Raw genomic sequence first — 18011 nt, 5'->3', positions numbered from 1 at the left:
GGCGAAACCGGGCTCTTCAAATTCCGTCGAGCAAAAGCGATTAGAGGCCGAGGCCGCCGAAACGCTTGTTGAACTTGGAGACGCGGCCACCGCGGTCCATGAGCTGCTGGTTGCCGCCCGTCCAGGCCGGATGCGACTTGGAATCGATTTCGAGGTTCATGACAGCGCCTTCCGAACCCCAGGTCGAGCGGGTTTCGTACTCAGTGCCATCGGTCATGACCACCTTGATCATGTGATATTCGGGATGGATGCCTGCCTTCATAACAATCTTCCTGCGATACCGGAGTTCAATTTGCCGCATGCAGTTGCGGCCAACGAACCGATTGAATAAATGAAGCCGCAGTCGGATGGCTACGGCTTCCCATTAGGATGCGGTGCCTATACATGAAGGACGCCTAGATAACAAGAGCCAACAGGCCGCATTGCGCGGGTCCTGCGGGCGATCGGAGACGATTTGGCAAAGCAGGCACGGGCTGAGGAAAACAAGACGCGATCGCTGCGATCGCTCGGCAGGCTGACGCCCTATGTCATGCGTTATCGCGGCCTGGTGGCCGGTGCGCTGATGTCGCTGGCGCTTGCCGCCATCACCTCGCTGGCGCTGCCGCTCGCCGTGCGTCGCATGATCGATCACGGCTTCACCCAGTCCGACGGCCGCTTCATCAACAGCTACTTCGCCATGCTGATGGTCATGGCCATCGTGCTCGCGGTCGCCAGCGCGCTGCGCTATTATTTCGTCATCACCATCGGCGAGCGCATCGTCGCCGATCTTCGCCGCGACGTCTTTTCCCATGTGACCCGGCTGTCACCCTCCTTCTTCGACGTCAACCAATCCGGCGAGATCGTCTCGCGGCTGACCGCCGATACGACGCAGATCAAGTCCGCCGTCGGCGCCACCGCCTCGGTAGCGCTGAGGAACTTCATCCTCTGTATCGGCGCCATGGGCATGATGATCGTCACCTCGCCGAAGCTTTCGAGCCTCGTTATCGGAGCGATCCCATTGATCGTCTTCCCGCTCGTCGCCTTCGGCCGCTCGGTGCGCAAGCGCTCGCGTGCCGCCCAGGATACGCTGGCTCATGCCTCCGCCTTCGCCAACGAGACGATTGGCGCAATCCGCACCGTCCAGGCCTTCAACGGCGAGGATGCCGCAGCGACGCGCTACGGCACCGCCGTCGAATCTGCCTATGAGGCGGCCCGCGCCGCCATCCGCTCGCGCGCACTGCTAACCGGAATCGCCATCACGCTGATCTTCGGCAGCGTTGTCGCCGTGCTCTGGTTCGGCGCCCACAGCGTGCTTGCCGGCACGCTTTCGGCCGGCACGCTCGGCCAGTTCCTGCTCTATGCCGTCATCTCCGCCGGTTCGCTGGGTGCGCTGTCGGAAGTCTGGGGCGAACTCTCGCAGGCAGCCGGTGCTGCAGACCGGCTGACCGAGCTTCTCGACGAGGTCTCGCCGATTACAGCCCCCGCCAGCCCTGAGCCGCTTCCGTCGCCCAGCCGTGGCCGTGTCGAATTTTCCGGCGTGCACTTTGCCTATCCCTCGCGCCCCGGCAAATCGGCGCTGTATGGCTTAAGCTTTGCGATCACGCCAGGTGAGACCGTCGCCATCGTCGGCCCTTCCGGTGCCGGCAAGAGCACCGTATTCTCGCTGCTGCTGCGCTTCTACGATCCGCAGCAGGGCAGCGTGAAGATCGACGGTGTCGACGCGCAGCTGACAACGCCTGATGAACTGCGCCAGCGCATCGCCATCGTGCCGCAGGACGTCACCATCTTTGCCGCCTCGATCCATGACAACATCGCCTTCGGCCGTCCCGGCGCCTCGCGTGACGAGGTCCGCGCCGCAGCCCTTGCCGCGCAGGCCGACGAATTCATCGCCCGGCTGGACCAGGGCTATGAGACCGAGGTCGGCGAACGCGGCATCACGCTCTCCGGCGGCCAGCGCCAACGCATCGCCATTGCCCGCGCCATCCTGAAGAACGCGCCCGTGCTGCTGCTTGACGAGGCAACCTCCGCGCTTGACGCCGAAAGCGAGACGCTGGTGCAAAAGGCGCTTGACGGTCTGGTGGACGGCCGCACGACGCTCGTCATCGCCCATCGCCTGGCAACGGTGCTGAAAGCCGACCGCATTCTCGTCATGGATCAGGGCCGGGTCGTCGAAGAGGGCACGCATCAGAGCCTGATCCGCCACGGCGGCATCTATGCGCGGCTAGCGCGGCTGCAATTCGACGCCGCCAACGAGGATGTGCTCGCTGCCGCGAAATAGCCGGCGAGCACTTCTCCCGCCAACAGCGACTAAAGTTGGAACCCGCCGCGCTTCTCTGCGGTTGTCTTTCGCGCGTCCTGCCCTAAGCTCTTCATTCCCCGGGTGGGGATATTGCTGCTGAAATCCTTGGGAGGAGATAGGAATGGCGCTTTCCGATATGACGCGACGTGCGGGCCTTGCGCTCAGTTTCGGTGCGCTTGCGGCCCTTGCCGTCGGCGCGTCTGCCGCTGCTGCGGATTTTCCCGATCGCGCGATCACCATGGTCGTGCCCTTCGCGGCCGGCGGCTCGACCGATGTCGTCGCCCGCATCGTCGCGCAGAAGATGTCGGAGGATCTCGGCCAACAGGTGATCGTCCAGAACGTCGCCGGCGCCGGCGGCAATCTCGGCGCCGGTAACGTCGCCCGCGCCGAACCGGACGGCTACACCATCCTGATGGGCACGGTCGCGACCCACGCCCTCAATCCGTTGATCCTGAAATCGACGCCATATGACGCCGAAAAGGATTTCGCACCGATCTCGCTGCTCGTCGTCGTGCCGAATGTGCTGGTCGTCAATCCGGAACTGCCCGCAAAGACCGTGCAGGAACTGGTCGCCCTGCTGAAGGCCGAGCCCGACAAATACAGCTACGCCTCATCGGGCAACGGCACGCCTTTGCATCTTTCCGGCGAACTCTTCAAGTCCATGGCCGGCGTCAGCATGCAGCACATCCCCTATAAGGGTGCCGGTCCGGCATTGAACGACGTCATTGGCAACCAGGTGCCGATCATGTTCGACAACCTGCCCTCCTCGTCGAGCCACATCAAGGCCGGCACTCTGCGGGCGCTGGCGGTGACCACGGCCGAGCGCGCGCCCTCCTTCCCCGACGTACCGACCGTCGCCGAGTCAGGCATTCCAGGTTACGAGACCTATACTTGGAACGCGCTTTTCGCCCCGGCCAAGACGCCGAGCGAGGTCGTGACGCGCCTCAACGCCTCGGCTAAAAAGGCGCTCGCCGACCCAGCCGTCGCGGAACGGATGAAAGAATTCAGCGCCACCATCGTCGGCTCGACGCCGGAGGAACTCGCCGCCCATGTGAAGGCCGAACTCGCCAAATGGGGACCGGTCGTCAAGGGCGCGAACATCCAGATGGAGTGACCCAGACTGTATAGGCGCCGGCGCCCTCATTCGCTTGCGTCCAATGGAAACGGTGGCAATTGGACGCTAAGCAACCCAATCCTGATTAAGGCAGTGGAAAAGCTCGCCATTTTGATCTAGCTTCCGCTAAGCTGATGGTTGCAATTCAGCGTTTTGGGATTTCGGGAGACATCTATGTATAAATTCGAAGTCTATAAGGATAAGGGCGGGGAGTTCCGCTTCCGCTTCAAAGCATCGAACGGGGAAGCCATGTTCTCCTCCGAGGGCTACAAGGCGAAGGCGTCCGCCATGAGTGCCATCGAATCCATTAAGAAGAACACGCCAAGCGCCGAGATCGTCGATCAGACGAAGGCCGAATTCTGAGCAGACCGGCAGCGGCGGCGTGATTGCCGCCCTGCCCTTTCGCGCCCGTAAGCAGCGCCGGTGCCCTTGAGCCCGGCCCGCTTGCTTGCGATTTTCGGCGCCATTTTTCTTTTTCGCGTATTTTTTTGAAAGCCATGTCGAAAAGACCGGTGGCCGCGCCTCATTGTTTTGGAACGGCTCCGCCGCTCCGCCGGGCTTCACGGCTTTCGGGATATCGGTCCCCGATGCCGGCATGCCCGGATCAACGTCAGCAACGAGATCAGGAGTTTTCCATGCAATATGCTCTCATCATTCGCGAAGCCGCCGAGGATTTCGCCCGCCGCAGCGATCCCGCCTATCGCGACGGCTGGGTCGCCTACAGCCAGGCGCTCGCTCAGGCAGGGATCATGACTGGCGGCGCCGGGCTGACAGGCCCGGAGACCGGCACGATCGTGCGCCGCAAAGGCGAGGACCACGATGTGCAGGACGGCCCCTATCCGGACGGCAAGGAACAGCTCGGCGGCTTCTATCTGATCGATGTCCCCGACATGGACACCGCGCTCGAATGGGCAACCCGGGTTCCGATCTCCGACAAGGGTTCGGTCGAGGTGCGCCCGCGCCTGCAGATGTGAGGTGGTCATGCCGCCCGATGCCGGACGCGCCGCCGAAAAGGTGGCGCGTCAGTCCTACGGCAAGCTGATCGCCTTTCTCGCCGCCCGCTCGCGCGACGTGCCGGCGGCAGAAGATGCATTGTCGGAAGCGCTGGCTTCGGCGCTTCGCGTCTGGCCGGAGCGCGGCATTCCTGGCAATCCGGAAGCCTGGCTGCTGGTGGCTGCCCGCCGCAACCTCATGCAGGCTGCTCGCCACCGCACTGTCGAGGCCAATGCACAAACGACGATATCGGTTGCCTTCGAGGAGGCGGAGGAACGCATGAATGCGGCGGGCAGTGCCGTCTTTCCCGATGAGCGGCTCAAACTGCTCTTCGCCTGCACCCATCCCGCCATCGACAGCTCCGTGCATACGGCGCTGATGCTGCAGACCGTTCTCGGCATCGAGGCGAGAACCATCGCACGGACCTTCGTCGTTTCGCCGGAAACAATGAGCCAGCGGCTGGTGCGGGCCAAGGTGAAGATCCGCGATGCCGGCATTCCCTTCGCCGTTCCGCCTCGCCCCGCCTTGCCCGGGCGGCTCGCCACGGTGCTTTCGGCGATCTACGCGGCTTACGGTCTTGGCTGGGACGGTCTCGACGGCGAGGAAGAGCGCCATTCGCTCGCCGGCGAGGCGATCTGGCTCGGCCGTGCGCTTCTGGCGGTGCTGCCGGATGAACCGGAAGCGATCGGCCTGCTGTCGCTGATGCTCCACTGCGAAGCCCGCCGCAGCGCTCGGCGCGACGATAGCGGCCGATATGTGCCGCTGGACGAGCAGGACGCGGCCGCGTGGAACGCGATCATGATTGCCGAGGCGGATGCACTGCTGCGCAAGGCCAGCGGCTTCGATCGTTTCGGCCCCTTCCAGTGCCAGGCGGCGATCCAATCCGTGCATGCAGCGCGCCGGCTGTCGGGAACGACCGACTGGCAGGCGCTGACGACACTTTACGCAGCGCTGGTGATGATGAAGCCGACGCTGGGTGCGCGTGTCAGCCAGGCTGCGGTGATCGGCAGGGCCCTGAGCGCCGCTGCCGGCCTGGAGCGGCTCGACAAGCTCGATCCGCGCGACATCGCAAGCTACCAGCCCTACTGGGCGGTGCGTGCCTTTCTCCTGACCCAGGCCGGCGATGATACCGCGGCAGCCGATGCCTATATGACAGCCATCGGCCTTAGCGACAGCCCCGCCGTGCGCGATTTTCTCACCGGCCGACTAAAGGAAGCGCGGCAGGCGATATCAAGTTAATCACTTCTCGGTCAGCTTCAGCTCGATGCGGCGGTTGGTAGAGCGCGCATCCGGCGTATCGCCAGGCGCGATCGGCTGGAATTCGCCGAAGCCTGCGGCAACCAGCCGGTCGGCCGGCACGCCCTGTGCGATTAGGAACTTGACGACCGAAATCGCGCGCGCCGAGGAGAGTTCCCAATTGTCGCGATAGCGGCCCGTTCCGCCAAGCGGCACATTGTCGGTATGGCCATCGACGCGCAGCACCCAGTTGATCTCGGGCGGAATTTCCTTGGCGAGATCGAGAAGGGCGGTAGCAAGCTTCGCCATCTCGGTCTGCCCCTCCGGGTTGAGATCGGCACCGCCCGAGGGAAACAGCACCTCCGACTGGAAGACGAACCGATCGCCGACGATGCGGATATTCTCGCGGTCCGAAAGGATCTCACGCAACCGGCCGAAGAAGTCGGAACGGTAGCGGTTCAACTCTTGAACGCGCGCGGCGAGCGCCACATTGAGGCGGCTGCCGAGATCGGCGATCTTGGTCTGCGAGACTCGATCTTTCTCCTCCGAGGCCTGAAGGGCTGCTTCGACGGCGGCAATCTGGCTGCGAAGCGCTGCGATCTGCTGGTTCAGCAGTTCGACTTGGCTGAGCGCCCGCTCGCTCACCTGCTTCTGCTCGTCGAGCTCCTGCGTCATCGAGCCGATCCGCTTTTGCGCCGCATCCTGACCGCCCGAACCGGCATTCAGCAGCGCCTGCAGCCGCGACCGGTCACCTTCGGCGCTGGCAAGCGAGGCCTGCAGATTGGCGACCGAATCCTGGAGATCCTGATTGCTGCCCTTTTCAAGCGCGAGAAGCTGCGTCAGCTCGTTGATCTGGCTGTTGAGACGACTGAGCACCTCATCGCGTCCGCTGATCTCGCGGCTGAGGATGAACTGCCCGACGACGAAAACCGTCAGCAGGAACATGATGGAAATGAGCAGCGTCGACAGTGCGTCGACGAAACCCGGCCAGTAATCCACCGTGCGTTCGCGGCGCCGGTTGCGGGCAAGAGCCATGGCTTACTTGCCCTCGCTCTTTTCTGCCTGGCTGGCACGGTCGCGCAAACGCTCGCCCCTCTCGCCGCCGCGCTCCTGCACGCCGATGCGTTCGGCAAGCCGGTCGAGCGTGCGACGCATCGCCTTGGCCTCGTCCTGCTGCGCCTCGATCCAGTCGCGCAGCATCTGCTGCTCGTTGCGCATGTTCTTGACGAGGCCCTGAATGCCTTCGGCAAGGCTTGCCATGGCGGCGACGGAGCGCTGGCTGCCGGCGCCGCCCTCTTCGGAAACTTTGCGCAGATAATCGGAGAGCGCGCGCATGTCGTCCGAGGAAGCGCCGGCAACGGCGTCGAGAGCCGGCGCAAGATCGGAGCCGACATCCGTGACCGAGGACAGCCAGTTTTCCAGCTCCATGTAGAAGCGGTTTTGCGCGCGGCCGGCCTGCAGGTCGAGGAAGCCGAGAATGAGCGAACCGGAAAGGCCGAGCAGCGAGGAGGAGAAGGCCTGGCCCATGCCCGAAAGCGGCGTGGAAAGCCCTTCCTTCAGCGCCGAGAGCACGTCTCCGGTGCCGTTCGAGCCGGCATCGAGGGACTGGATGACAATGCTGATCGAACCGATCGTGCCGATGAGGCCCCAGAATGTGCCGAGCAGGCCGAGGAAGACCAAGAGGCCGATCAGGTAGCGCGAAACGTCGCGCGATTCGTCGAGGCGGGTGGCGATCGAATCGAGGATCGAGCGCAGCGCCGTCGTCGACAGTGCCAGCGAGGACTTGCGGCTGCCGAGCAGCGCCCGCATTGGCGCAAGCAGCCGCGGATTGCGGTTGACCTTGTCGGCGCTGCCGGCGGCGCGGAAGGAATTAAACCAGCGCACTTCGGGTCGAAGCGCCAGTACATGATTGAAAACAAGGATGATTCCGACAGCGAGAACGCCGACGATCAGGCCGTTGAGGCCCGGATTGTGCATGAAGGCGGTTTGCGTCTGCCGGAAGAGGATGGCGGCGATAAAACCGACGATGACGAGGAAAAGCAGCATCGTCCAGAGGAAGGGCATGGGGCTCGAAAGCCTGTAGGCATAAGTGCCCGCCGTCTTTTCGGTGGAGCCGATCTCCGCCACATTCACATTTTCCATAGGTTACGCAGCCTCCGGATTCCCTGCTGGCGGAGACTAGAACAACATTGTGCCGAATTGAAGTATGCCGGGGAGAAAACCGTGACTTTACAACAGCCAGATTTTCGTTCGGTCACTTGGCGGGAACCGGCCGCTTGACGACTTCGATCAGCGCCTTGTGGATAATCTCGTTGCCTGCGACGATCGTGCCGCTCTCCAGCATCGTTGCGCCACCGTCCCAGTCGGTGGCGAAACCGCCGGCTTCGCGGATGAGCAGGATGCCGGCCGCCATGTCCCACGGCGCAAGCTCGGCCTCCCAGAAACCGTCGAAACGCCCGGCCGCGACATAGGCAAGATCGAGGGTCGGCGAGCCCAGGCGCCGGATGCCCGCCACTTCGCCCATCACGTGGCGAAGCTCGACCAGGAACTTGCCGTGATTGCGCTTGCCGAGCGCCGGCACGCCGCAGCCGATGACGCAATCCGACAGCGCCCGGCGCGCTGCGACGCGCAGGCGCCGGTCGTTAAGGAAGGCGCCGCCGCCGCGCTCTGCGGTATAGAGTTCGTCGGTCGCCGGATTGAAGACGACGGCGGCAACGATCTCGCCATTGCGTTCGAGCGCGATCGAGACAGCGAAGGCCGGGATGCCGTGCAAAAAGTTCGTCGTGCCGTCGAGCGGGTCGACGATCCAGCGATGCGCGCCGTCGGTGCCCTTGATTTCCTCGCTTTCCTCGCCGAGGAAGCCATAGGTCGGACGCGCCTTGAGCAGCTCTTCCCTGACGATCTTTTCGGCCTTGCGGTCGGCGGTGGAAACGAAATCGCCCGGCCCCTTCACGGAAACCTGCAGGTTCTGCACTTCGCCGAAATCACGTCCCAGCGTTTTTCCTGCCTTGAGGGCAGCCTGAACCATGACATTGAGAAGAGCTGAACGGGCCATCGGCGCATTTTTCCTTGGGACTGATACGGGGCGCGCGCGCTGCCAGGGGCGGGAAGTGTCCCTGAACATGCATGACAGGCAGCGCTGCGAAGATTGGCGGCCTCAAGACCACAAAATCAGGGAAATTTCAAGGGGAGGCGCGCATGGCTGCCCTGCGGCGCCAGAAACCTTTAATTTTATTCTGGACAGATCAGTCCAATAAGCGTAGAAGCCTCGCCATGGCACGACACAAGGAATTCGATCGCGACACCGCCCTTCATGCCGCCATCGGCGTATTTTCCGAGCACGGCTATGAAGGCACCTCGACCGAGGAATTGCTGACGGCGATGAAGATCAGCCGGCAAAGCATGTACGACACCTTCGGCGACAAGCGCGGTCTCTATCTGGAAGCGCTGAAGCGCTACAATCTGGAGAGCATAGACAAGATCATCGCCGATCTTCGCCGCGAAGACCGGCCGATCGAGGCGCTGGAAGGCGCTCTCGTCGCCTTTGCCTCGCGTCCCGCTGCCGAGGCGCGGCGCGGCTGCCTCGGTGTCAGCGCCATCTGCGAATTCGGCCGCACCGATGCCGAGGTCGCAGCTCTTACCGACAGCGCCGGCCACGCGCTTCACGCGGCGATCGAGAGCCTTCTTGGTGAGGCTCGCAGGACCGGAGATCTCGCAACAGATATCGATATCGCCGACGCCATTCCGTTTCTCGGCGCTGCCCTGTCGGGCATGAAAGTCAGCGCCCGAAACGGCGCCCCACCCGCGACGCTTCGCGCTATCGCACGCATGGCAATCAGAAGCCTACGCTGACGAGAACAACTCCGAGCTGACTTTTCCATGAGCAATTCTAGACTGATCGATCCAAAAACAAAGGAAACCTGCATGTCTCAACACCTTTCCACCAAGATCGCCCTCGTCACCGGCGGCTCGCGCGGCATCGGTGCCGCCATCGTGCGAAGGCTCGCCGCTGACGGAGCCGCCGTCGCCTTCACCTATTCCAGCTCCGAGCACAAGGCGAAGGCGATCGTCGCCGAGCTGGAGGCTGCTGGCGGCAGGGCGCTGGCGATCCGTGCCGACAGTGCCGATGCGAAAGCCGTACAGGATGCCGTCGCGCTGACAGCCGAGACCTTCGGCGGTCTCGACATTCTCGTCAGCAATGCCGGGATTCTCATCCTCAACCCGCTCGACGACTATTCGCTCGAAGATTTCGACCGGATGTTCGCCGTTAATGTCCGCGCTGCCTTCGTCGGCATCCAGGCAGCGGCAAGACATATGAAGGAAGGCGGCCGCATCATCACCATCGGCAGCGTCACCGCCGATCGCAGCGGCTTTCCGACCTCCGCAGTCTACAGCATGACGAAGGGCGCGATCGCCTCGATGACCCGCGGCCTCGCCCGCGATCTCGGCCCACGCGGCATCACCGTCAACAACATCCAGCCCGGTCCGACGGCGACCGACATGAACCCCAATGAGGACGATCATGAGCGCCTCAAGCCGCTGATGGCGCTTGGCCGCCTGGGTGAGGACCGCGAAATCGCCGGCCTCGCCGCCTATCTCGCCAGTGCCGAGGCCGCCTTCGTCACTGGCGCCAGCCTGACGATCGACGGCGGTTATCTCGCCTGAACAGAAAACCTGCACGGTGATATCAAGAAACGGTCCGGTTGTTTCAAACAGCTCCTAGAACTTCTGCTGCGTTATCAGCACTTCGCGAGCGATCTGATCGAGCGGCAGAATACGGTCGACGCCGCCCTTGGCGATCGCCTCCTTCGGCATGCCGAAAACAACGGAACTCGCCTCGTCCTGCGCCACCGTGTAGGCGCCGGCCTGGTGCATTTCCAGCATGCCGCGCGCGCCGTCGTCGCCCATGCCGGTCATGATGATCCCCATGGCGTTCGAGCCGGCCGAGCGCGCCGCCGAGCGGAAGAGCACGTCGACGGAAGGCCGGTGTCGAGACACCAGCGGCCCGGTCTTGACGCTCACATAGTAGCGCGCACCCTGGCGCTCGAGCAGCATGTGCTTGTCGCCTGGCGCGATCAGCACATGGCCGCGCAGCACCGGATCGCCATCGACGGCTTCCTTGACCTCGACCTCGCAGAGCCCGTTCAACCGCTTGGCGAAGGCGGCGGTGAATTTCTCCGGCATATGCTGGACGATCACCATGCCAGGTGCATTGGCGGGTAGTTCCTCAAGGAACTCGCGCAGTGCTTCGGTGCCGCCGGTGGAGGCGCCGACGCAGACGACCATCTCCGTCGTCTTCGCCATGGCCCGCCCCGTCGGCGGCGGCAGCATCACATCCGCCGTCAGCTTCTTGGCCGGCCCTTCCACTGAGGCGGAGCGAATGGTTCCGGCGGCGCGGCGGACGTTGGAAAGCCGTGCATGCGAGGCGCTCTTGACGACTTCGCGAATGCGCATCGCATCGTCGGAAAGGCTGTCGGCGGCGCCGATCTTCGATTTCAGGATGACGTCGACGGCGCCGGCCTCCAGCGCCTGGAGCAGCGTTTCCGAACCCGCTTCCGTCAGCGACGAACACATCACGACAGGGATCGGCCGCTGCGACATCAGCTTGCGCAGGAAGGTGATGCCATCCATGCGCGGCATCTCCACATCGAGCGTGATGACATCGGGGATCTCTTCCTGCAACTTCCGCGCCGCCATGAAGGGGTCGGATGCGACCGCCATGATCTCGATATCGGGATCCTGCTCCAGCACATGGGTCAGCGTCTGGCGGATGCTGGCGGAATCGTCGATGATGAGAACGCGGATTTTCTTAGCCATGAGTGCCCCTAATGCATGCCGTCCAGAAGTGCGCAGCGGTTTTGGGATGACGCGATGCGCTTTAGATACGCTGAAACACCGTATTCGAGACCTGCTTCAACGGCAGATCGAAGCCGGTGATCGATTCGGAGTGACCGATGAACATGTAGCCGCCCTTGGCCAGGCAGGCGCAGAGGCGGTTGAGCACACCGGCCTGGGTCTGCTTGTCGAAGTAGATTAGCACGTTGCGGCAGAAGATGACGTGCATCGGTTCACCGATCGGATATTTCTCGTCCATCAGGTTCATGCGGGCAAAACCGATCTTGCTGCGCAGTTTCGGCGTGATGCGCACCTCCCGCCGACCCGGCTGCTTGGCCGTCAGCACGTATTTGCGCTGCAGATCGCGCGGCACGGGTGCGATCAAGTCTTCCGGATAGATGCCGCGGCGCGCCGTCTGCAGCACGTCGGTGGAAAGATCGGTCGCCAGTACACTGTAGGAGACGTCGTTGCGGCCTTCGGCGAATTCCGCCAGCACCATCGCCATCGTGTAGGGTTCCGCCCCCGTCGAGCAGGCCGCACTCCAGGTGCGGATGGTCCGCACGCCGCTATTGGCGATCACCGGCAACGCCACGCTCTGCAGATAGTCGAAATGCTTGGCTTCGCGGAAGAAGTCGGTCTTATTCGTCGTCACGACGTCGATCAGGTAGACGGTTTCCTGGGCGAGGCCATCTTCATTGAACAGGAAGTCGCAATAATCGTCGAAGGTCGCGTGGTTGGTTGCGCGAAGGCGGCGCCTCAGCCGCCCTTCGAGCATCGTCAGCTTGGTCGGCGGCATCTTGATGCCGCTATAGTCGTAGATGAACCGGGCAAGCTTGTCGAAATTGCGCTTGCTGATCCGGTCGCCCGGCAATTGGGTTTCCACCGCTGCTGCCATACTCATAGAATGCAGTAACTCCGAGTTGATGCGCGGATCAGGCCGCCGATTGCAGTACCGAGGCGTCCTCGCGCGACAGCAACCGTGCAAGATCGATGATGACGACGAAGCCGTTTTCACGACGAACGACGCCGGCGATATAGTCCGAGCGCCAGCGCACGCCGATATCAGGCGCCGCCTCGATCTGCTCGCGCCGGAACGGCGTGACCTCGAAGACGCGGTCGGCGACGAGGCCAAGCGTCAGCAGCCGGCTTTCCATCGGTACGTCGAGCACGAGCACACGCGTATGCGGCGTCGGCACGGTCTTCGACATGCCGAGCTTCAATCTGAGATCGATCGTCGGCACGCCCTGCCCGCGCACGTCGCGCAGGCCGAGCAGATAGTCGGGACCATTCGGAATTTTGAAAGCTTCCGCATAGTCGAGGATTTCCCGTACGACCTCAACCGGCACGGCGAAAATCTCGTCGCCGAGGCTGAAGGTCACGAATTGCGCTTCCAGGGAGGTCGTGGCCATGATCATGCGCTTTCCTTGAATTCGGCGTCACCATCATCGGGACCGCCCATGGAGAGATCGAGAGCGAAGCCTTTCGCCCGCGCCTGCTGACCAGCGACGCTATTGGCTGCCGACTTCTTGGGCGCAGGCTTGCGGGCGGCAGCGGCTGGAGCCTGGCTACGGACAGTCATCCTGGCAGCCGGTGCACGCTCACGGCGCCCGCCTGCCATGTCGACCTTGAAGAAGGCGATCGACGTCTGCAGCTCCTCGGCCTGGGAGGCGAGCTCTTCCGAGGTTGCCGACATCTGCTCGGAGGCGCCGGCATTCTGCTGCGTCACCTTGTCGAGCTGCTGGATCGCCTCGTTGATCTGCGAGGCGCCGATATCCTGTTCGCGGCAGGCAGCGCTGATCTCGGAGACCAGCTCCGCCGTCTTGCGGATGTCGGGCACCAGGCGGCCGAGCATGTCGCCCGCTTCCTGGGCGGCTTTGACAGTATCACCGGACATCGAGCCGATTTCCGCAGCCGCCGACTGGCTGCGCTCGGCAAGCTTGCGCACTTCCGAGGCAACGACCGCGAAGCCCTTGCCGTGCTCGCCGGCACGTGCCGCTTCCACGGCGGCATTGAGGGCAAGAAGGTCTGTCTGGCGGGCGATCTCCTGGACGATACCGATCTTCTGCGCGATCGTGCGCATTGCATCGACGGCGCGCGTCACCGCTTCGCCGCTCGCTTCGGCATCCTTGGCCGACTGGCGGGCGATCTTTTCTGTCTGGGCAGCGTTGTCGGCGTTCTGCTTGATGTTGGCGGCCATCTCTTCCATCGAGGCGGATGCTTCTTCGGCCGATGCGGCCTGTTCCGTGGCGCCCTGCGACACCTGCTCGGAGCTCGAGGACAGTTCCTGGCTGCCGGCCGAGACGTTTTCGGCAGCTGAGATCGCATCGGCGACGACGCCGCGCAGGCGCTCGACCATCTGCTCCAGCGCGATGCCGAGCATATCCTTCTCCGAAAGAGGCTTCGGAGAGACAGTCAGGTCGCCGTTCGAGATCTGGTTGGCGATCGTTGCGGTGGTGCGCAAGTTTGCCGTCATCCGGCTCATCGAATGGACGAGATCGCGGATTTCGTCGTTGCTCTTGTGCTCGATAGTCTGTTCGAGATCGCCGATGCTGACGGCATCGGCAAGGTTGACGGCGCGCTTTAGGCCGCGCGAAATGTTGAGCAGGATCCAGATTGCGGCCGCCGACGAGACGATGATCAGGCCGATCGTCATCATGACAAGCAGATTGCGTGACTGCGCATACTGGTCGTTGGTGGCGGCGTCGGTTTCCGCGACATTGCCGGTCACGGTGTCGTTCAGCTTGGTGAGGATGCCGAGAAGCTGGGTCGTCACCTGCTGGCCTTCGCCCATCGAGATGGCGCCGGCCTGAGTGTTGGACTCCGTCGTATTCTGCGTGGCGAGACCGGCGACGCGATCCTGCAGCGCTGTCCACTTGCCGTAGAGATCGCCGAACTGACCCATGCCATTCCTGATATCAGGGTCTTCCGAAGCAGCAAGGCGAGCCTGCAATGTCTTGATCTGCTCGCGCTGCTGCGAGATCTCATCGACATAACCGGCGATCTTGGTCGGATCGGTGTTGATGATCGCATCCTTTTCGGCGCGGATCGAGCGCATCACGGCATCGGAGAGATCGCCGGAATCACGCAGATTGGCGACCGGACCGGCAACCATGATCGAGATCTCGCTGTTCAGCGACGAGAGATTATAGATCGAAAGACCGGCCATCGCACAGGTCAGGAGAACGATGAAACCGAACACCAGGCTCAGTTTGAGTTTGATCGTGAAGCGCATTCCAAAACCCCTTTAGGACTGCAGCGGATATCCCGCGAATTGACACATTGTGCCGCCGTGAAAACGCTTCATGCGTTACCGGCCGAGCCGGTGTGTCCCGGCGCGTCCATGCGCCGGCCATAACGGGGCCGCTGTTGTCGCGGCCCCAATGCCTGCCTGCCGGGAAGCGCTTATGCGCTTTCCCGGAAATCATCATCGGCCGTATCCGGCCCTCCCATCGACATGTCGAGGGCAAAGCCCTTCGCGCGGGCCTGCTGGCCCGCGACGCTGTTGGCGGGAGCCGCCTTGCCGGCAGGTTTGCGCGTTGCGGCCGGAGCGGGGCTGCGGACGGTGAGTTTTGCAGCCGGCGCACGCTCGCGGCGCCCGCCCGCCATATCGACCTTGAAGAAGGCGATCGACGTCTGCAGTTCTTCGGCCTGGGAGGCGAGTTCCTCGGAGGTTGCCGACATCTGCTCGGAGGCGCCGGCATTTTGTTGCGTCACCTTGTCGAGCTGCTGGATCGCCTCGTTGATCTGGGCTGCACCGATATCCTGCTCGCGGCAGGCGGCACTGATCTCGGAGACCAGCTCCGCCGTCTTGCGGATGTCGGGCACCAGGCGGCCGAGCATCTCGCCGGCATCGGCGGCTGCCTTGACCGTATCGCTCGTCTCGCTGGCGCATACCGGCAGGGAACTGCGCAAGCACGTCGCCGACATGCAGGAGACGATGCGTTATCTGAGAACCTTCGCGGTGACCGTGAAGATCACCGGTGCCGGCCTTGCCGAATTCGCCGGCTTCGCCCAGGAGATCCTGGAGCGCATCTATTCCGGCACCGATGAGGTCAATCGTTTCGCCACGCACCTCGACAGTCTCGACAAGGAGGTCAAGCTCGCCGCCTCCTTTGGCGCCGGTGTTTCCAAGAGCTATGCCGATACTGTTCCGGCCGTCGCCGGAGCCCTGCGCGATGATGCTGCCAAGATCGCCGGACATCGCAAGGATCTCGGCGTCATCGCCCGCGAGGTCGGCGCAATCGCCCGCGCCGTCCAGAGCAAGGTCGCCTCGACGCTGTCTGCCCTGCAGATCGGCGATATCACCCGTCAGCGCATCGAGCATGTGCAGGCCACCTTTTCTCTGCTTGAAGATTTCTTTGCCGGCGAGGATGGCGCCAGACTCGACGCCGGCACGCGTCAGCGCCTCCAGAACGTCATTCACCATCTGACGGCGGCGCAGATGAGCGACATGTGCGCAAATTTCCAGCGGGATTCCGAGAACGTCGTCAAGACGATCGCCAGTTTCGACCACGACATGCGGGAGATTCTCAAGCTGCGCGATCAGATGAGCGGTCAGAGTGGCGAGGCCGGCGGCAACTTCATGCGCGCGTTGGAATCCAGCGTTTCGGCCGCCCATGAAATCGTCAAGCAGGTCGATACGGCAAGCCGCCAGGCCGACCAGGTGAGTCAGTCGACGATCGGTACGGCGGCCAAGCTCTCCGAAGCAATCGGTAATATCCGCGCCGTCAAGACCGACATTCACTATATGGCTTTGAATACCAACCTGCGCTGCAGCCGGCTCGGCGAGGAAGGCAAGTCGATCAACGTCGTCACCGCCGAGCTGCGCATCTTCGCCGGCAAGCTCGACGATTCCGCCGACGCCATCGTCAACGGCCTGCCGGCGCTCGAAGCTGCGGCCGGGCGCGTCGCCCCCGCCACGGATGCCGGAGCCGGCAACCTGGGAGAGAGCCTGACCTCGGCCGTCGGCAACATCCGCTCCGCAGCCAACGTGATGGAAAACGAGCTGAAGGTGCTCGCCGAGAACGGTCGCGAGGTCGCCACCAAGATCAGCCTGCTGATCGGCAAGCTCGATTTCCAGCATAATCTAGGCGAAGTCCTTGCCGGCTGCGCCGATCTGCTCGAAGGCGTCGCCGGCACCGATGTCGCCGATATCTCCGATCTCGCTGAGACGATCGCGCCGCTCGATCGCAAGATCTTCAAGCACTATACGATGGTCCAGGAGCGCAGCATTCATCGCGGCATCATTCCGGCGAGCGAGGACAGCACCTCCGCTCCCGCCGAAACCGCCAAAGCCGAAAACGATGAAGACCTCTTCGCCGATGCGCTTTTTTAGGTTGGAACGCTACAATGCCGCACGTCTTTTCAGACGCGCGAAGGATGCTGTAGCCGCATGATGCCTAAATCGATTCAGATTTAAGGGATTATGCAGGAGCCCGTCCGCCTCGTCGGCCGGGTCGCCAAGCGGCCGCTATCGCCGCCGAAACTTGTTGGCGGCGTCGATCGCCGCCTTCTGCTGGGTGTCCTCGATGCCGAGGTAGAAATCCTCGAGCGCCGGATCGGCGAGCCCGGCCCGGCGCGACAGCACGTACCACTTCGCCGCCTCGATCGGATTGGGCGCCGTGCCGATCGCGTTGATATAGAGATGGGCGAGCTTGTTCTGCGCGGCGACATTGCCGCCATTGGCGGCAAGTTTCAGCCATTCGAAGCCCTTGACGTAATCCTTCGGCCCGCCGACGCCGTTGACGAGCCAGATACCGAGATCGAGCTGGGCCGTGTCGAAGCCGGCGCGCGCCGCGCGTACCATCCATTCGCGGGCGAGCTTCTTCTTTTCCTCCGGCAGGTCCTTCAGCGTCGCATAGATCTGCGCCACGGCATATTGCGAATCGGCAATGCCCTGCTCGGCCGATTTCTCGTAGAATGGCAGCGCCAGCCTCAGTCCCTTTTCGCCGGGATTGTCGGCGATGAGAAGCTGTGCCCAGTTGAATTCCGCCGAAGGATTGCCCGCCTCGGCCGCCTTGTGCATGTAGTCGTCGGCCTTGACCTTGTCACGCGGCACGCCCTCGCCTTCCATCAGGATCAGCGCATATTTGAACATCGCCGCCGCATCGCCGCCTTCGGCCGCCTTGCCGTACCAGAAGGCAGCGTTCTTCACGTCCTTCTTGACGCCGAGGCCCTGCGAGAGGATTTCGCCGATCAGCGTCTGCGCCGCCGGATCGCCGAGCTGGGCGCGCGGCAGCGCCTTGTCCATTGCCGTCAGGTAATAACCGCGCTGGAAGGCGCCGTAAGCCTCGTCGATCGGCCCCTTGTAATCCTTCTCCGGCGGCAGGTCCGGCAGCTTCGCGCCCATGCGGTCGAATACGCCGACACCATCGGAGGGCTGCACGCCCGGGCTGGAAGGCCGGTCGGTGCGGAAGGTCGAAGCCGGCCCCGTGCCCGGCTGGCTGATGACGCTGTCCGGCACCTGCGCCAAGGCAATATTCGGCCCGGCCGCAAGGAAGGCGGCTATACCGGCGAGGAGATATTTCAAAAGACGGGCGGGCGGGATCGGCATGA

The 18011-nt window shown here is 63.3% G+C and carries 16 protein-coding genes and 2 pseudogenes; 8 read left to right on the top strand and 10 right to left on the bottom strand.

All coding sequences use genetic code 11. From position 1 onward, the window contains the following. Positions 1–40: 40 nt before the first annotated feature. Positions 41–262 (bottom strand): 50S ribosomal protein L31, encoded by a 222-nt coding sequence (gene rpmE, locus GFM02_RS24320; RefSeq protein WP_003542805.1) that lies wholly within the window; start codon positions 260–262, stop codon positions 41–43. A gap of 192 nt (positions 263–454) precedes the next feature. Between rpmE and GFM02_RS24315 the strand changes: the two genes are divergently transcribed. The 5 genes from GFM02_RS24315 to GFM02_RS24295 all read left to right on the top strand — a co-directional run bounded on the left by GFM02_RS24315 (position 455) and on the right by GFM02_RS24295 (position 5624). Beyond that, positions 455–2257, top strand: coding sequence for an ABC transporter transmembrane domain-containing protein (locus GFM02_RS24315; protein ID WP_168323036.1), 1803 nt, complete (start codon positions 455–457; stop codon positions 2255–2257). A gap of 142 nt (positions 2258–2399) precedes the next feature. Further along, positions 2400–3392 carry a Bug family tripartite tricarboxylate transporter substrate binding protein gene (locus GFM02_RS24310; protein ID WP_168303076.1) on the top strand — a complete coding sequence of 331 codons (993 nt, stop codon included), beginning with the start codon at positions 2400–2402 and terminating at the stop codon, positions 3390–3392. Between the two features lie 174 nt (positions 3393–3566). Further along, positions 3567–3755, top strand: a complete 189-nt coding sequence (locus GFM02_RS24305; protein WP_168323035.1) for a YegP family protein — start codon at positions 3567–3569, stop codon at positions 3753–3755. 272 nt (positions 3756–4027) lie between these two features. After that, on the top strand, positions 4028–4366 hold the full coding sequence (locus GFM02_RS24300; RefSeq protein ID WP_077979546.1) for a YciI family protein: 339 nt from the start codon (positions 4028–4030) through the stop codon (positions 4364–4366). A 7-nt stretch (positions 4367–4373) separates the two neighbouring features. Then, a complete protein-coding gene (locus tag GFM02_RS24295) occupies positions 4374–5624 on the top strand; it encodes an RNA polymerase sigma factor (RefSeq protein WP_168271596.1) in 1251 nt (416 codons plus the stop codon). On the opposite strand, the gene GFM02_RS24290 is transcribed toward GFM02_RS24295, so the two are convergent. The 3 genes from GFM02_RS24290 to GFM02_RS24280 form a co-directional block, all read right to left on the bottom strand. Then, a complete protein-coding gene (locus GFM02_RS24290) occupies positions 5625–6656 on the bottom strand; it encodes a peptidoglycan -binding protein (protein WP_168323034.1) in 1032 nt (343 codons plus the stop codon). 3 nt (positions 6657–6659) lie between these two features. Beyond that, positions 6660–7763 (bottom strand): MotA/TolQ/ExbB proton channel family protein, encoded by a 1104-nt coding sequence (locus GFM02_RS24285; protein ID WP_168323033.1) that lies wholly within the window; start codon positions 7761–7763, stop codon positions 6660–6662. Between the two features lie 112 nt (positions 7764–7875). Beyond that, complete coding sequence (locus GFM02_RS24280; protein ID WP_168323032.1) at positions 7876–8676, bottom strand: inositol monophosphatase family protein; 801 nt, start codon at positions 8674–8676, stop codon at positions 7876–7878. A gap of 218 nt (positions 8677–8894) precedes the next feature. Here GFM02_RS24280 and GFM02_RS24275 point away from each other — a divergent pair, with 218 nt between their 5' ends. Both GFM02_RS24275 and GFM02_RS24270 read left to right on the top strand, forming a co-directional pair. Then, positions 8895–9473 (top strand): TetR/AcrR family transcriptional regulator, encoded by a 579-nt coding sequence (locus GFM02_RS24275; RefSeq protein ID WP_168323031.1) that lies wholly within the window; start codon positions 8895–8897, stop codon positions 9471–9473. Between the two features lie 72 nt (positions 9474–9545). Continuing rightward, positions 9546–10286, top strand: coding sequence for a 3-oxoacyl-ACP reductase family protein (locus GFM02_RS24270; protein WP_168323030.1), 741 nt, complete (start codon positions 9546–9548; stop codon positions 10284–10286). Between the two features lie 54 nt (positions 10287–10340). Here the strand turns inward: GFM02_RS24270 and GFM02_RS24265 are convergent, their stop codons facing one another. From GFM02_RS24265 to GFM02_RS24245, 5 genes and pseudogenes are all read right to left on the bottom strand, one after another. Then, a complete protein-coding gene (locus GFM02_RS24265) occupies positions 10341–11438 on the bottom strand; it encodes a protein-glutamate methylesterase/protein-glutamine glutaminase (RefSeq protein WP_011653450.1) in 1098 nt (365 codons plus the stop codon). A gap of 61 nt (positions 11439–11499) precedes the next feature. Then, positions 11500–12357 (bottom strand): CheR family methyltransferase, encoded by an 858-nt coding sequence (locus GFM02_RS24260; protein ID WP_168323029.1) that lies wholly within the window; start codon positions 12355–12357, stop codon positions 11500–11502. A 31-nt stretch (positions 12358–12388) separates the two neighbouring features. Continuing rightward, positions 12389–12871, bottom strand: coding sequence for a chemotaxis protein CheW (locus tag GFM02_RS24255; RefSeq protein WP_205930443.1), 483 nt, complete (start codon positions 12869–12871; stop codon positions 12389–12391). Then, a complete protein-coding gene (locus GFM02_RS24250; RefSeq protein WP_168323027.1) occupies positions 12868–14688 on the bottom strand; it encodes a methyl-accepting chemotaxis protein in 1821 nt (606 codons plus the stop codon). The genes GFM02_RS24255 and GFM02_RS24250 overlap by 4 nt, the downstream gene beginning before the upstream one ends. 170 nt (positions 14689–14858) lie before the next feature. After that, positions 14859–15335: pseudogene (locus GFM02_RS24245) on the bottom strand (methyl-accepting chemotaxis protein); the annotation flags it as partial. On the opposite strand from GFM02_RS24245, the pseudogene GFM02_RS24240 reads away from it, so the two are divergent. Beyond that, positions 15328–16791 (top strand): annotated as a pseudogene (locus GFM02_RS24240) (chemotaxis protein); the annotation flags it as partial. The pseudogenes GFM02_RS24245 and GFM02_RS24240 overlap by 8 nt on opposite strands. Positions 16792–16926: 135 nt before the next feature. On the opposite strand, the gene GFM02_RS24235 reads toward GFM02_RS24240, so the two are convergent. Further along, positions 16927–18009, bottom strand: a complete 1083-nt coding sequence (locus GFM02_RS24235; RefSeq protein WP_168323026.1) for a tetratricopeptide repeat protein — start codon at positions 18007–18009, stop codon at positions 16927–16929. Between the last annotated feature and the right edge of the window lie 2 nt (positions 18010–18011).

Origin of the sequence: Rhizobium leguminosarum bv. viciae (assembly GCF_012276115.1) — a bacterium.
GTDB classification, from domain to species: domain Bacteria; phylum Pseudomonadota; class Alphaproteobacteria; order Rhizobiales; family Rhizobiaceae; genus Rhizobium; species Rhizobium leguminosarum_T.
Note: the sequence above shows the minus strand (reverse complement) of the source record. Positions and strands in the feature narration are given on the sequence as shown.

What these genes read in the sequence shown, in the direction of transcription:
- rpmE (WP_003542805.1), bottom strand. Translation starts at nt 262, where the DNA reads ATGAAGGCAGGCATCCATCCCGAATATCACATGATCAAGGTGGTCATG.
- GFM02_RS24310 (WP_168303076.1), top strand. Translation starts at nt 2,400, where the DNA reads ATGGCGCTTTCCGATATGACGCGACGTGCGGGCCTTGCGCTCAGTTTC.
- GFM02_RS24305 (WP_168323035.1), top strand. Translation starts at nt 3,567, where the DNA reads ATGTATAAATTCGAAGTCTATAAGGATAAGGGCGGGGAGTTCCGCTTC.
- GFM02_RS24300 (WP_077979546.1), top strand. Translation starts at nt 4,028, where the DNA reads ATGCAATATGCTCTCATCATTCGCGAAGCCGCCGAGGATTTCGCCCGC.
- GFM02_RS24295 (WP_168271596.1), top strand. Translation starts at nt 4,374, where the DNA reads ATGCCGCCCGATGCCGGACGCGCCGCCGAAAAGGTGGCGCGTCAGTCC.
- GFM02_RS24290 (WP_168323034.1), bottom strand. Translation starts at nt 6,656, where the DNA reads ATGGCTCTTGCCCGCAACCGGCGCCGCGAACGCACGGTGGATTACTGG.
- GFM02_RS24285 (WP_168323033.1), bottom strand. Translation starts at nt 7,763, where the DNA reads ATGGAAAATGTGAATGTGGCGGAGATCGGCTCCACCGAAAAGACGGCG.
- GFM02_RS24280 (WP_168323032.1), bottom strand. Translation starts at nt 8,676, where the DNA reads ATGGCCCGTTCAGCTCTTCTCAATGTCATGGTTCAGGCTGCCCTCAAG.
- GFM02_RS24275 (WP_168323031.1), top strand. Translation starts at nt 8,895, where the DNA reads ATGGCACGACACAAGGAATTCGATCGCGACACCGCCCTTCATGCCGCC.
- GFM02_RS24270 (WP_168323030.1), top strand. Translation starts at nt 9,546, where the DNA reads ATGTCTCAACACCTTTCCACCAAGATCGCCCTCGTCACCGGCGGCTCG.
- GFM02_RS24265 (WP_011653450.1), bottom strand. Translation starts at nt 11,438, where the DNA reads ATGGCTAAGAAAATCCGCGTTCTCATCATCGACGATTCCGCCAGCATC.
- GFM02_RS24260 (WP_168323029.1), bottom strand. Translation starts at nt 12,357, where the DNA reads ATGAGTATGGCAGCAGCGGTGGAAACCCAATTGCCGGGCGACCGGATC.
- GFM02_RS24255 (WP_205930443.1), bottom strand. Translation starts at nt 12,871, where the DNA reads ATGATCATGGCCACGACCTCCCTGGAAGCGCAATTCGTGACCTTCAGC.
- GFM02_RS24250 (WP_168323027.1), bottom strand. Translation starts at nt 14,688, where the DNA reads ATGCGCTTCACGATCAAACTCAAACTGAGCCTGGTGTTCGGTTTCATC.
- GFM02_RS24235 (WP_168323026.1), bottom strand. Translation starts at nt 18,009, where the DNA reads ATGCCGATCCCGCCCGCCCGTCTTTTGAAATATCTCCTCGCCGGTATA.